Source organism: Veillonella parvula DSM 2008, assembly GCF_000024945.1.
In the GTDB taxonomy this organism is placed as follows: domain Bacteria; phylum Bacillota; class Negativicutes; order Veillonellales; family Veillonellaceae; genus Veillonella; species Veillonella parvula.
On record NC_013520.1, the window covers coordinates 1,050,246 to 1,064,000 of the forward strand.

Sequence of the window (13,755 nt, forward strand, 5' to 3'; positions counted from 1 at the left end):
AAATTATAAATTCTTGTATAGGTGCATTATGAAATCACAAATTATATTGTGTTCCGGTGGGGCACGCAGTGGAAAAAGTGAATTTGCTGAACGTTTAGCATTGGCTACAAAGGGGCCAAAAGCTTATGTAGCTACGGGCCAAGCTTTTGATGAAGAAATGGTGGATCGCATCAAAAAACATCAAGAGCGACGAGGAAAAATATGGAATAATTTTGAAGTGCCTTTACATTTAGCTGATGAATGGGAAAATATCAGTCAATCAGCAGATGTAATTCTTATAGATTGTTTAACCATGTTCACTACCAATCACATGATGGCTCATGGCTCCATTCGTGGTCAAGAAGATGCTAATAGGTTAGAACAGACAATACTTTCAGAATTAGACACTTTATTAGACTCGATACAATCATGTGAAGGTAAAACAGTTATATTTGTGACCAATGAAATTGGGTTAGGTATTGTGCCGGATAATAAATTGGCTAGATATTTTAGAGATATTGCTGGTCGTGTGAATCGAGCAGTAGCTTCTGTTGCAGATAAACTCTATTTAACAATTAGTGGTGTTACCATTGAATTGAAATCACAGGAGGTTCATATAAATGGCTAAGAAAATAATGTTTCAAGGAACGAGTTCTAATGTAGGTAAAAGTATTCTTTGTACTGCATTATGCCGTATTTTTTATAGAAAAGGTTTTAAGACCGTTCCTTTTAAAGCACAAAATATGGCTCTCAATTCTTATGTGACAAAATGGGGCGATGAAATTGGTCGTGCTCAAGTCGCTCAAGCCGAAGCCGCTGGTATTGATCCAATAGTTCAAATGAATCCTGTTTTATTAAAACCTACAGGCAATCAATCGTCTCAAGTTGTATTGATGGGAAAACCTGTTGGTGTATATAGTGCTAAAGAATATCATACTAAATATTCTCTAACCGCTTTAGATAAGGTTAAAGAATCTATCGATTTCTTAGATTCAAATTTTGATATGATGGTTATCGAAGGTGCTGGTAGCCCTGCAGAAGTTAACTTAAAAGCAAATGACATTGTAAATATGCGTATTGCCAAGATGACTCAAGCTCCAGTTTTTCTCATTGCAGATATTGACCGAGGTGGTGCTATTGCGTCCATTGTTGGTACCTTAGAACTATTAGAACCAGAAGAACGCGATCTTATCAAAGGTATCGTTATCAATAAATTCCGTGGTGATATCAAACTATTAGAACCAGCTCTTACATTTATTGAAGAAAAAACAGGTAAAAAAGTGGTAGGAGTTATTCCTGCCATTGAAAACCTCGATATTGATGAAGAAGATTCTGTTGCATTAGAGAACAAACGCAATAGTGGGACTAAAGATATTCAGGTCGTAGTTATGCAAACACCTAAAATCTCTAATTTTACAGACTTTGATGCACTTAATTATGAGCCAGATGTATCTGTCCGTTTTGTAGGTCCTGGAGATGTTATCGGTACACCAGATTTAATTATATTACCTGGTTCTAAAAATACATTGGCTGACTTAACATATTTACGCGATACAGGCTTTGCTGATGAAATCAAAAAATTGGCTGCTCAAGGTACACCTGTTATCGGTGTTTGTGGCGGTAACCAAATGTTAGGTAAAACTATTTATGATCCGCATCATATGGAAGGTGATATCGAGGAAATTGAAGGACTTGGCCTTGTTGAATCCTCCACGACTATGAAGGCTCAAAAAACTACCCATCAAGTACAATTCAATGTATCTAATTTACAGTTCTTAAATGGTACTTTCAGGGGTGAAAAATTAGTAGGCTATGAAATTCATATGGGGGATACTACACCACTAGCAGATACAGTGTCTCGTTGCTTTACAATTACAAGTCGCAGTGAAGAGGCTGTCAATGTTATTGATGGTTTTATTGATGGCAATCATCAGGTAATGGGTACATATATTCACGGTGTATTTGATAATGACGAGTTTAGACGATTTATTATCAATCAATTACGTGAACGTAAGGGATTACAACCATTAGATGTAGTATTCCATTATTTTGACCATAAAAATACAGCATATAATCGCTTAGCTGATATTGTGGAGGAACATTTAGATATGGACTATATTATGTCTACTTTGGGATAGTAGAGGAGATATATGGAACATTTAACATTTTTTCACTGGTTTTCGAAGTATAACTTTGTGTGTATACCAGTTTTAGCATTTTTATTGGATTTAATTATTGGAGATCCTAATAGTAAATATCATCCAGTGGCCATTATTGGACGTATAATATCTTTTTTTGAAGCCGTTCTTTATAAGGACACTGATAATGATACGAAGAAATTGTGGTACGGTGGTATTGCAGTAGGTTTAATTCTTATATCGGTATATATCATAGTATCTTTATTGTTATGGCTAGGTGGAGTAGTAGACGAATGGGTATACTATGCTTTCGAAGTAGTGATCCTCTACATCGCCATTTCTCCACGTTCATTGGCTGGCGCAGGTTTTACGATTAGTCAGTTAATAAAACAAGGTAATATCGTAGAAGCTCGTAAACGTTTATCCTGGATTGTGGGACGTGATACTGAAGACCTAGATGAAAGTGAAATCACTCGTGCTACAGTAGAAACGATTGCGGAAAATACGGTAGATGGTATCATTGCACCTTTTTTCTTTTTTATTATCGGTGGCCCTATGGGGGCTATTCTTTATAGAACTGCTAATACTATGGATTCTATGTTAGGCTATAAGAATCAAAAGTACTTGTACTTTGGTCGCGTAGCTGCACGCTTTGATGACATATTAAATTGGATTCCTGCCCGAATTACCTTTGTATTAATTGTAATTTCTGCATTCTTTTTACGCTTTGATGCTAAAAAAGCGATCCAAATTGGTTTGCGCGATGCTAAGAAACATCCAAGCCCTAATGGTGGTTACGCAGAAGCACCAGTTGCAGGAGCTTTACATATTCGCTTAGGTGGTTACAATCAATATTTCAAAAAAATGACTTTTCGCGAATATATGGGTGACCCTATTGAAAAGTTGAATCGCAACCATATTACACGAACTATTTATATGATGTATGTTACGACTATACTAATGGTCATCATTAGTACAGTCATTACCTATGGGATGAATGTATAATGACACCTTTTTTTATAGCACTACAATTTTTAACGCGTTTAAAACTTGTAAATCAAACTGAATGGTCTGTAGAGGACTTTGGTAAATCGGTAGTAGCCTTTCCTTATGTGGGCCTTATTATTGGTCTCATATTAGCTATATTATATGGCGTATTGTCGCCATTTATTCCGATTATGCCATTGATGTTAATTATCGTTGTGGCTGAGTTTTTAATAACTGGTGGCCTTCATGCTGATGGTTTGATGGATACAAGCGATGGTTTGTTCTCCGGCCGTGAAAGAGAACGTAAACTAGAAATCATGAAAGATAGTCGTATAGGCTCCTTTGGAGTTGTTGCTTTTGTATTTGTTACACTTTTGAAATGGCAATTATTAGCTTCGATTCCATCGGCTGAATTTATTCCTATGGCACTCATTATGATGCCTTTAATGAGCCGCTGGTCTATGGTTTTTAGTATTCGATCCTATCCATATGCTAGAGAGCAAGGGATGGGGGCTGCATTTGCTAACTTAGCACCTAAACATGTTATTACTTATAACACAATATCTACGTTTTTTATGCCTATTCTATTACTATTAATCGGTTTCGTATTATATACACTTTTATATGGTGCTTATGCAATTTTTGCTGTACCTGATGTAGGGTATTTGGTAGGATTAGGTGTGTTAGTATATGCTACTATAGGTATCTTCCAAATCAATATTGTTAGCATGATTATTACGTATATTATTAACCGATTATTAAACCGCTATATTGTAAAAGCGTTAGGTGGCACTACTGGTGATACATATGGATTTGTTGTGGAAGTAACTGAAGTATTATTGATATTGGTATATAGCATAATTTTATCTATACTATCAGCTACGGTAGTTAATAATCCAACTATGTTCTAACTCTAAATTTTTGATTTTCAAAATTTTAATATTTTTAGAACGTATACTTTATTTGATGTGAAAGGAGTTTAATGTGACCTATTATGTAAGAGCCCCAGGTACATGTGGGGAATTTCTACAAGGTTCTATTGATGGTCAGTCATTTTTAGTGACATGTCCAATTAATCGATACTCCTACGCATTGAGTAATGTAATACAACCTTTTTCTAAAGAATTTTGTGCACTTCAACCAAAATCTGCACAAGCTCGTAAATTAGTACAAGAATTGGTCCAACAAAAAAATAAAAATCAAATTTGCCCGCCTGTGTATGTAAGATCCGATATTCTGCAAGGAAAAGGCATGGCTTCAAGTTCGGCAGATATTTCTGTAACAGCTATGGCTACAGCTTTGGCCATGGACTATGATTTATCATTAAAAGAACTTGAGCAAATTTGTCTATCTGTAGAGCCTACAGATGCCTCTTTTTATCAAGGTGTAACTCAGTTTGATTATATTAAAGGGACTATCTCTAAGCCATTAGGTATGTGCCCACCTTTAAAAATCCTCGTTTTTGACGAAGGCGGTAGCATTGATACAGTTAGCTTTAATAAACAAGCAGATTTACAAAATAAAATTTTAGAAAAAGAATCTATTATACAAGAATCCTTTGATTTGTTTAAACAGGGTCTTATAACGCATGATATAAAGCTCATAGGCCAAGCTGCTACATTAAGTGCTTTTGGCAATCAGCGTATTTTATATAAACCTAATTTATATGACTTTCACGATGTAGGTAATTCTTATAATAGTGTGGGAACAATCATCGCTCATAGCGGAACCATTATGGGACTATTATTCCCCGTTGATTATGGTCGTATTGATGATTGTAAGAATGAGATTTTGCGTAAGTTGCCACAATTAACCTATGTAGATACGGTTGAAACTACGAATGAAGGATTAACTTATATCAAACGATAAAGTATTTCATAGAAAGAGAATAGTATGTCTAAAATACATGGGGGCAATATCTTTCAGTTTGCCCATGAACAACGAATTGAACCATACGATGTTATTGACTTTAGTGCTAATATTAATCCACTAGGCCCTAGCCAACGTGGCTTATCTGCATTAGAATCTCAATTGCGATATATATCACATTATCCGGATGCTACAAATGATGATATATTAAATGCCATTGCTGATATCTATGGTATGAATAAAAATCAAATTGTAGTTGGCAATGGAGCAGCAGAGCTATTATATGCAATTTGTCGGTTACCTGGCTATACGGGCGCTTTTGTTCCCGCACCAGGTTTTTCTGAATATAAAGCAGCTTTAGAAGCAAGTAGAATTCCAGTACGCGATATTTATTATCGACCACGGGAAGATGAACATGGAAAACCTTATTTTGAGGTTCCTTATTTAGCATTAGAAACTTTTGCAGCTGAGTTAAAGGGGCAAGATGGTCGTATTATTGTATTTCTAGGTAATCCCAATAATCCAGATGGTACGTTACTTGATAAAAACCATATTCGTACTATTGCAAGCATGCTGAAAGATGCTAATAGTTTACTTGTTATAGATGAGTCCTTTATCGATTTTGTTGGTAACGACACATTACAAGATAATGAATACTCCATGCGCTCCCTAGTTAACGAGTTTGATAATATTATCGTGGTTCATTCTTTTACAAAATTCTATGCCGTGCCAGGGCTACGAATTGGCGCTGCTTTCAGCAATCCCCTTATCATTGAGCAACTAAATAGTTTTATTCCCACTTGGTCTGTTAACACATTAGCTCAATCCTATACAGAGGCGGCTTTGAATGATGTAGAGTATGTGAAACGAACAAAACAAGTATTACATGAAGAGCAACTTTTTATGCATAACTCATTAGATACTATAGATGGTATTACTGTATATCCGCCTTCAGCTAATTTTATGTTGTTCCACATTGAGCAAGAAGGAATAACAGCAGCGTCGATTAATGAAGCTCTTAAAAAAGATAATATGATTGTTCGCAACTGTGATTCTTATATGGGATTAAATAATCAATGGGTTCGCGTTGCAATTAAAGATCATGATACTAATGTTAAGTTAGTAGAAAAATTAACAGATATTTTGAAAGTATAGGAAGACTATGAAGACATTGTATATTGTGCGCCATGGTGAAACTGATTGGAACAAAATGGGAAAATACCAAGGCATCACAGATGTTCCACTTAATGAAAATGGTTTAAATCAAGCAAAGGCATGTGGTCAGGCTCTTAAAGATGTTAAATTTGATCGCATATTATCTAGTGATTTGAGTCGTGCTTTAGTTACAGCTGAAGTCATTCGCGGGGAACGTACTACTCCTATAACAGTAGATAAACGCTTACGAGAACTTAATTTTGGCGATTGGGAAGCTATGCTATTTTCAGATATCGAAGATCGTTGGCCTGGTTTGATAGATGAAATGTATTTGCGACCACATCTAGTTAAGGTTCCTAATGGTGAAAGCTTTAAGAATTTACAAGACCGTGCATGGGCAGGTCTAGAGGAATTTATCAATGTTAATAATGAGGAGGAAACACTTCTCATTGCTTGTCATGGTGGAACTATACGAACATTATTGTGTAAATTATTAGATATTTCCATTAGTCATTGTTGGAATTTTAGTCAAGGTAATACAGCAATTAATCGTATATTCTATAATGGCATGGGAGAATTTGATCATAATATTTTAAACTTGCTCAATGATACAGCACACGTAGATATATTACAAGGTCATGCATAATGCGACTAGATAAATTATTAGCCAATAAAGCTTATGGTAGTCGAAAAGAAGTCCATCAAATCATAAAGGATAGAAGGGTTACCATCAATGGTAGTATAACAACGAAAAAAGATACTCACATTGATATTGATGTTGATATAGTTGCTGTTGATGGTAAGGTTGTTAGTACTACTCAACTATATTATGTAAAATTTCATAAGCCAAAGGGCTATGTTACAGCGGTAGAAGATTCTAATCACCCTGTTGTTATGGATTTACTCCCTCCAGAATTCATAAAAATGGGAGTTGTTCCAGTAGGCAGATTAGACAAGGATACAGAAGGACTTTTATTATTAACTAATGATGGTGTGTGGGGACATTCTATCATCAATGGTAATAAACATGTGCCTAAGATTTATTACGTAGAATTTGAAGGAACGCTATCTGATGAAGGTATACAACGTATTAAAAAGGGAATTCTTCTTGGAGATGGTACGCAATGTAAACCGGCAGAAATTGAATTTGTATCGTTACATTCAGTACATGTAACGATTGAAGAAGGCAAGTATCATCAAGTTAAGCGCATGATTGGTGCTGCAGGTGGTACTGTAACATATTTGAAACGTCTTACGATTGGTCATATTGATTTAAGTGGCATTGAAGAGGTTGGTTCTGCAATGGAATTGACCGTTGAACAGATAGAGGGCTTTAAAAAATAGCATAAAATTCTATTCAATATAGGCATTTTATGGTAAGATTAATTGTACTTTATAGACTAGGAGCAAGATTATGAATGGATTAAATCTGCTACAACAGTATATTAAAGAGCAAGAATTAACAGGCGTCATTTTAATAAGCCCTATAAATTTACATTATTTTGCAGGCTTTACTGGTACTACAGGCTTTGCTATCATTACTCAAGATAAAGCTTTTATGATTACTGACTTCAGATATACTGAACAAGCAACAAAACAATGTGAAGGGTACACAGTTATTCAATATGAAACAACTGTTATGGATACTCTTGTAGATATATTCAATGAATATCATATTCACGAAGGTTTATTCGGTATAGAAGGCAAACAAATGCCTGTGGATACGTATGAAACTTTATGTGATACATTAGATGAACGCTTTAATTTTACATCTATCAATTTTGCAAAACTACGTGCGGTTAAGCGTGAAGACGAATTAGACTTATTGCGTAAAGCTGCTAAAATTGGTGATGATGCTTTTGCTGCCTTGCTACTACAACTAAAGGTAGGGATGACAGAAAATGAAGCGCGCATTATATTAGAATCAGAAATGTTAAAACGTGGATCAGAGGAACCTTCCTTTGCAACCATTGTTGCTTCTGGTAATCGTTCTAGTATGCCTCATGGTGTAGCCAGTGATAAGGTCATTGAAGCAGGTGATTTTGTTACCTTTGACTTTGGTGCAGTATATAAGGGTTATCATTCTGATATGACTAGAACTATTGTAATGGGGTCTGCCTCTGAATTACAAAAGAAGCTGTATGGTATAGTTTTAGAAGCACAAAAACGTGGCGTAGCTGCAGTTCGGGCTGGTATTACTGGTAAAGAACTTGATGCAGTTTGTCGTGATTATATTAAAGAACATGGATATACCAAGGAATTTAATCATGGTACTGGACATGGCGTAGGTCTTGAGATTCACGAAGAACCAGTAGCCAATACTAAATCCGATACGGTATTTACAGAAAATATGATCATTACGGTAGAACCTGGCATTTATATAACAGGTACTATCGGATTGAGAATAGAGGATAGTGTCATCGTCAAATCTGACGGCTATGAGGTGTTGACACATAGTCCAAAAGAGTTAATTGAAATAGGTATTTAGAAGGAGAAGAGTTAGATGATTTCCAGTAATGATTTTCGTCCAGGTGTAACCGTTGAAATTGACGGTAATGTATGGCAAGTAGTTGATTTCCAACACGTTAAACCAGGTAAAGGTGCTGCATTCGTACGTACTAAAATGAAAAACTTGCAAACTGGTTCTGTAGTTGAGCGTACATTTAATGCAGGTGAAAAAGTGCCTAAAGCACATGTTGATCGTCGTCGTATGCAATACTTATATGAATCTGATGGCTCTTATACATTCATGGATAACGAAACTTATGATCAAGTTGAACTTACCCTTGAACAATTAGGTGATGCTAAAAACTTCCTTCTTGAAAATATGGAAGTATCCATCATGTTCTTCCAAGGTATCGTAATCGGTATCGATTTACCTGTAGCTGTTGAACTTCGCGTAGTTGAAACAGATCCTGGTATCCGTGGCGATACTGCAACTGGTGGTAATAAACCAGCCGTATTAGAAACAGGCTATACTGTAAAAGTACCTCTCTTCATTGAAGTAGATGATGTACTTCGTATTGATACCCGTACAGGACAATACATTGAACGTGCCTAATACTCATTGATATGTATTGGGGCAAGATCTTTTCAAGGAATCTTATTCCCCATATATCGTAACATTTGCACTGTAAGCACTTGTCGTCTATGTAATTATATATAGGGACAGGTGCTTTTTTTGAAAGAGGCCAGTATGACCAAGAAAAATACTGAACTAGAGTCTGGTAAAATTAAGATTAACGATGATGTGTATGCTACAATTGTAACAATGACAGCGCTTGACACAAAGGGAATTCATCATATGAGTTCCACCTTTAATGATGGCGTTAATACTTTCTTTAGGCGTAAATCCGATCATGAAGGTGTTAAGATATCCTTTAACGATGAAGGAGCAATATCAGTAACACTATATGTGTGCATTCAGTATGGATATCGTATTCCTGATGTTGTTTTACGTCTACAAGAGCGCATTAAAACTGCTTTAGTCTCTTATACAGAAATTGAGGTTCAAACTATTGATGTAGTTGTACAAGACATTATTTTCGATGATTTAGTAACACCTCAACAGCCATAGGAGGTATCTCTATGAGTTCAGATAATCAATTAAATTATGGTTTAGACACGGATACCATTGATATTGCAGATTCTGTCATCATTGATGTAGCAACAAAAACTTTAGGAACCATTCCTGGTATTCATTCTTTAAGCCCACGCTTTTACGATGAGTTGGTAGAGGGTATTACCCATGCTTTTGGTCAGCGTAGCTTACCTGGTATCAATGTAAAGCATCGTAAAGGTTTTATTGAAATTAATATTTATATTAAAGCATTGTATGGATATAATCTCATTGAATTATCGAAACAATTGCAATTAGAAATCAAACAAACCTTAAAAAATATGCTAGATCTTAATCATATTAAGGTTGATGTGCATATTGAAGGTATTGTAAAAGAAAAGGAGCCAGTTTTACATGGTAACTAAGCGAAATCGGCGAGAGGCTCGTCAATACGCATTCCAAATGTTATATGCCAATGAATTTCATACTGATCAAAATGATGTTCAATTTCCCGAAGGAAACATTCATAAAGCAATGGATAAGGCATATGCAAATAGTATTATAGAGGGTGTACTATCAAACGCTGAAGCAATTGATGCTACATTACAGCCATTCTGTAAATCTCGTAAAGTAGCAAATTTAGATAAGGTGGATCGTTCTATCTTACGTATTGCTGTTTGGGAAATGAACAATAAAGTGGAACCTTTAGAGCCATCTATTGCTATTAATGAAGCCATTCAATTAGCTAAAGAGTTTGGCTCTGATGCATCTTATAAATTAATTAATGCAATCTTAGACGCATATAATAAGAGTAAATAATGAAACGATATTACTTAGGCATTGATACTAGTTGTTACACTACAAGTTGTGCCATTATAGATAACGACTTTCACATAGTAGGGGAAGCACGTAAAATCTTAGAGGTAAAACTAGGTGAGCGAGGACTACAACAATCAAATATGGTCTTTCAGCATACAAAGGCATTGCCTAAGTTAATGTCAGAGTTGCCTCAGGTACCAATTAGCGGTATAGGTGTTAGTGGCTTTCCGCGCCGTGAAGAACGCTCTTATATGCCTGCCTTTATGGTTGGGTTAGGACAGGGGCAAACCTTGAGTCATCTTATGAATGTGCCTTTACATATTTTTGCACATCAAGAGAATCATATATTAGCTGCTTTGAGGGATTTAAAAAATATTCCTAATGAGCCATTTTTGGCATTACATCTATCAGGTGGCACGACAGAACTAGTATATTGCCATTATCAAGGAAACGGTATTTTTGAATCTCACATCGTTGGTGGTTCTAAAGATTTACAAGGGGGGCAATATGTTGATCGCATAGGTGTCGCATTGGGCTTACCATTTCCTGCAGGTAAACATTTAGAGGCTTTAGCATTACAAACTACAGAATATGAACCATTGCCATCATCTGTAAAAGACGGATGGATTAGCTTTGCCGGTCCTTGTAGTGCTGCTATGCGGCGTATAAATAACGCTATGAGTGATATAGATAAATCTAAGTTAGCTAGAGCTGTTTTTACTTCCATTGGAAATGCTCTAGAAAAAATGATTACTTATCATACTAAAGAGAAATCTGTACGTGCACTCATTGCTGTAGGTGGTGTGATAAGTAATAGTTTACTTCGTAAGCGGATGGAAACCTATTGTAAACGAAATCATCTCCAATTACATGTGGCGCAGCCACAATTCTCTGTTGATAATGCCACAGGTAATGCTTTTGGTGCTGCTTATTTACAAGAATCTAGAGGATAATCGTGAATGTATTAACCATTACACAATTAAACAATCTCATAAAACGTACCTTAGATCGTGAATATCTATTAAAGAATGTATATGTAAGTGGTACCATTATTAATGCAAAACGTCATAGTAGTGGTCACATGTATTTTTCTTTAAAAGATGAGGAATCTGCTATTGATGTGACAATGTGGTCTAGTACAGTCATGCAAAAGGGACTAGCTAATGCCATTCAAAATGGTTTATTAGTAACTGTAAAAGCATCTGTTAACTTTTACAATAAAATTGGCCGTTTAAATCTCATTGCATCAGATATGCAGATAGGTGCTAAAAGTCCGTTACAGCTTGAATTTGACGCTCTAAAACGAGAGTTAACTGCTTTGGGGTACTTTGATGATAGCCATAAAGTAGGTTTACCCTATATGGCGAGTTGCATTGGTATTGTTACATCCCAATCTGGTGCTGTATTACATGATATTCTACATGTTAGTAAACAACGCAATCCACTAGTTCAATTTAAATTGTTTTCCGTTCCTGTACAAGGTAGTACCGCAGGCCCAATTATAGCAAAAGGAATTGCTACGGCAGATGCTGATCCAGATATTGATGTCATCATCGTTGGTCGTGGTGGTGGATCTATGGAGGACTTGTGGTGTTTCAATGATAGAGCTGTTGTAGAGGCAATTTATAATGCTCATACACCGATTATTTCGGCGGTAGGTCATGAAACAGATTACACTTTATGTGATTATGTAGCTGATGCACGCGGGGCTACGCCTAGCCATGCTACAGAAATGGCAGTACTTCCAATTACTACATTACAAGATCAGCTGACAGAAAAAGAAGAGTATTTACACGAATATATACGCTATACACTACAACAAAAACGTACAGATTTAACATTGCTCTTTAATCGAAAACTTGGCATTCCAGCTCTGCAGTTTTTACATAAGCAAAAATCACACTTACAAGAGCTTTCACAAACTCTAACTAATGCAACTAAAGAACGATGTAATGCAGAGGGACATAGCTTAGCATTATTGGCACAACAGTTAGAGTCGCTAAATCCATTACAAATGATGATTAAAGGTTTTGCAAAGGTTGAGTATGATAACAAACCTATTACATCGGTTGCCCAATTACAACCAAATGACGATATACGAGTTACACTAGCTGATGGTTATATTACTGCTACGGTAAAGGAGGCGCACAAGGATGGCCGCATCACTAAAAAGTTATGAGAAAAAATATAAGGCCTTAGAAGATATTGTTAAGCAATTAGACGATGGGGATATGACCATTTCTGAGCTTTTATCACAATATAAAAAGGGCTTAACTTTGGTAAAAGAATGTGCTGATATGCTTGACTCTGTTGAAGATGAAGTACAACAAATTATCGAAGAAGTCCGCATCAGCGAATAAGGAGATTCTATGTTCAAAGATTATTTAGCATCTAGCAAACAAAATATTGAACAATGGTTAGGCGAAGTACTTAATAGCCCAAATCAAGAATTTGAACAACTTTATGAATCTATGAATTATAGTTTAATGCAAGGTGGCAAACGAATACGACCTATTTTAACTAAGGCTGTGTTGGAAATGCTTCATAAAGAGCCAGCTGATTATAAGGAATTTCTATGTGCTATGGAGTGTATCCATACGTATTCATTAGTTCATGATGATTTACCAGCTATGGATAATGATGATTATCGCAGAGGTAATTTGACCAATCACAAAGTATACGGTGAGGGACTTGCTATTTTAGCCGGTGATGGATTATTAACATATGCCTTTCAATTGATGACTTCAAATACAGTTGCTAGTGCACAGCAAAAACTAGATGCTATAAAATGTGTTGCTACTGCGGCTGGCCCTGAAGGTATGGTTGGGGGACAAGCCTTTGATTTGCTCAGCGAAGACAAACATATTCCTTTAGAAGAATTAAAGGTTTTACATACTGGTAAAACAGGTGCACTATTTAACGCTTCTGTAGAATTAGGTCTTATTCTTGGAAGTGCTAATAAGACTACGCGAACAGCCCTTATGGAATATTCTAATTGCCTGGGATTATTATTCCAAATTACTGATGATATTTTAGATGTAACCGGTACTATTGAAGAATTAGGAAAAACACCCGGTAGTGATATTCGCCAACATAAATCTACCTATGTATCTTTACTAGGTTTAGAGCAAGCAAAACATCAAGCCTACTTAGTAGGTAGCCAAGCTCATGATGCGTTAAACTTGGTTTCTTATGATACAACTATACTATCAGCATTAATTGATTATCTTTTAGAACGTACGAATTAAT

17 protein-coding genes are annotated in these 13,755 nt (G+C 35.9%); all 17 read left to right on the plus strand.

Annotated elements, in window-relative coordinates:
* Nucleotides 1-28: 28 nt before the first annotated feature.
* The 17 genes from cobU (at nucleotide 29) to VPAR_RS04665 (ending at nucleotide 13,754) form a co-directional block, all read left to right on the plus strand.
* Complete coding sequence (gene cobU / locus VPAR_RS04585) at nucleotides 29-607, plus strand: bifunctional adenosylcobinamide kinase/adenosylcobinamide-phosphate guanylyltransferase (RefSeq protein ID WP_012864347.1); 579 nt, start codon at nucleotides 29-31, stop codon at nucleotides 605-607.
* On the plus strand, nucleotides 600-2,117 hold the full coding sequence (locus tag VPAR_RS04590) for a cobyric acid synthase (protein WP_012864348.1): 1,518 nt from the start codon (nucleotides 600-602) through the stop codon (nucleotides 2,115-2,117). The genes cobU and VPAR_RS04590 overlap by 8 nt, the downstream gene beginning before the upstream one ends.
* Before the next feature lie 12 nt (nucleotides 2,118-2,129).
* Nucleotides 2,130-3,122 carry an adenosylcobinamide-phosphate synthase CbiB gene (gene cbiB, locus VPAR_RS04595; RefSeq protein ID WP_012864349.1) on the plus strand — a complete coding sequence of 331 codons (993 nt, stop codon included), beginning with the start codon at nucleotides 2,130-2,132 and terminating at the stop codon, nucleotides 3,120-3,122.
* Nucleotides 3,122-4,015, plus strand: coding sequence for an adenosylcobinamide-GDP ribazoletransferase (gene cobS, locus VPAR_RS04600; protein WP_012864350.1), 894 nt, complete (start codon nucleotides 3,122-3,124; stop codon nucleotides 4,013-4,015). The genes cbiB and cobS overlap by 1 nt, the downstream gene beginning before the upstream one ends.
* 73 nt (nucleotides 4,016-4,088) lie before the next feature.
* A complete protein-coding gene (locus tag VPAR_RS04605; RefSeq protein WP_012864351.1) occupies nucleotides 4,089-4,973 on the plus strand; it encodes a GHMP family kinase ATP-binding protein in 885 nt (294 codons plus the stop codon).
* 24 nt (nucleotides 4,974-4,997) lie between these two features.
* Nucleotides 4,998-6,128, plus strand: coding sequence for a pyridoxal phosphate-dependent aminotransferase (locus VPAR_RS04610; protein WP_012864352.1), 1,131 nt, complete (start codon nucleotides 4,998-5,000; stop codon nucleotides 6,126-6,128).
* A 7-nt stretch (nucleotides 6,129-6,135) separates the two neighbouring features.
* Nucleotides 6,136-6,774 carry an alpha-ribazole phosphatase gene (cobC, locus tag VPAR_RS04615; RefSeq protein WP_012864353.1) on the plus strand — a complete coding sequence of 213 codons (639 nt, stop codon included), beginning with the start codon at nucleotides 6,136-6,138 and terminating at the stop codon, nucleotides 6,772-6,774.
* Nucleotides 6,774-7,472 carry a pseudouridine synthase gene (locus tag VPAR_RS04620; protein ID WP_012864354.1) on the plus strand — a complete coding sequence of 233 codons (699 nt, stop codon included), beginning with the start codon at nucleotides 6,774-6,776 and terminating at the stop codon, nucleotides 7,470-7,472. Before cobC ends, VPAR_RS04620 begins: the two co-directional genes overlap by 1 nt.
* 70 nt (nucleotides 7,473-7,542) lie before the next feature.
* Entirely contained in the window at nucleotides 7,543-8,616 is a 1,074-nt protein-coding gene (locus VPAR_RS04625) for a M24 family metallopeptidase (RefSeq protein WP_012864355.1), read from the plus strand.
* 15 nt (nucleotides 8,617-8,631) lie between these two features.
* Nucleotides 8,632-9,189 carry an elongation factor P gene (gene efp, locus VPAR_RS04630; protein ID WP_004695799.1) on the plus strand — a complete coding sequence of 186 codons (558 nt, stop codon included), beginning with the start codon at nucleotides 8,632-8,634 and terminating at the stop codon, nucleotides 9,187-9,189.
* A gap of 135 nt (nucleotides 9,190-9,324) precedes the next feature.
* Entirely contained in the window at nucleotides 9,325-9,705 is a 381-nt protein-coding gene (locus VPAR_RS04635) for an Asp23/Gls24 family envelope stress response protein (protein WP_004695801.1), read from the plus strand.
* An 11-nt stretch (nucleotides 9,706-9,716) separates the two neighbouring features.
* Entirely contained in the window at nucleotides 9,717-10,112 is a 396-nt protein-coding gene (locus VPAR_RS04640; RefSeq protein ID WP_012864356.1) for an Asp23/Gls24 family envelope stress response protein, read from the plus strand.
* The gene (nusB, locus tag VPAR_RS04645; RefSeq protein WP_012864357.1) at nucleotides 10,102-10,506 is read left to right on the plus strand and encodes a transcription antitermination factor NusB; all 405 of its coding nucleotides are present in this window, start codon (nucleotides 10,102-10,104) and stop codon (nucleotides 10,504-10,506) included. Before VPAR_RS04640 ends, nusB begins: the two co-directional genes overlap by 11 nt.
* Nucleotides 10,506-11,459 carry a Kae1-like domain-containing protein gene (locus VPAR_RS04650; RefSeq protein WP_012864358.1) on the plus strand — a complete coding sequence of 318 codons (954 nt, stop codon included), beginning with the start codon at nucleotides 10,506-10,508 and terminating at the stop codon, nucleotides 11,457-11,459. Before nusB ends, VPAR_RS04650 begins: the two co-directional genes overlap by 1 nt.
* Nucleotides 11,460-11,461: 2 nt before the next feature.
* Complete coding sequence (xseA, locus tag VPAR_RS04655) at nucleotides 11,462-12,685, plus strand: exodeoxyribonuclease VII large subunit (RefSeq protein ID WP_012864359.1); 1,224 nt, start codon at nucleotides 11,462-11,464, stop codon at nucleotides 12,683-12,685.
* Nucleotides 12,660-12,866 carry an exodeoxyribonuclease VII small subunit gene (gene xseB, locus VPAR_RS04660; RefSeq protein ID WP_012864360.1) on the plus strand — a complete coding sequence of 69 codons (207 nt, stop codon included), beginning with the start codon at nucleotides 12,660-12,662 and terminating at the stop codon, nucleotides 12,864-12,866. Before xseA ends, xseB begins: the two co-directional genes overlap by 26 nt.
* Before the next feature lie 9 nt (nucleotides 12,867-12,875).
* Nucleotides 12,876-13,754 carry a polyprenyl synthetase family protein gene (locus VPAR_RS04665; protein ID WP_012864361.1) on the plus strand — a complete coding sequence of 293 codons (879 nt, stop codon included), beginning with the start codon at nucleotides 12,876-12,878 and terminating at the stop codon, nucleotides 13,752-13,754.
* The last annotated feature ends 1 nt before the right edge of the window (nucleotide 13,755 follow it).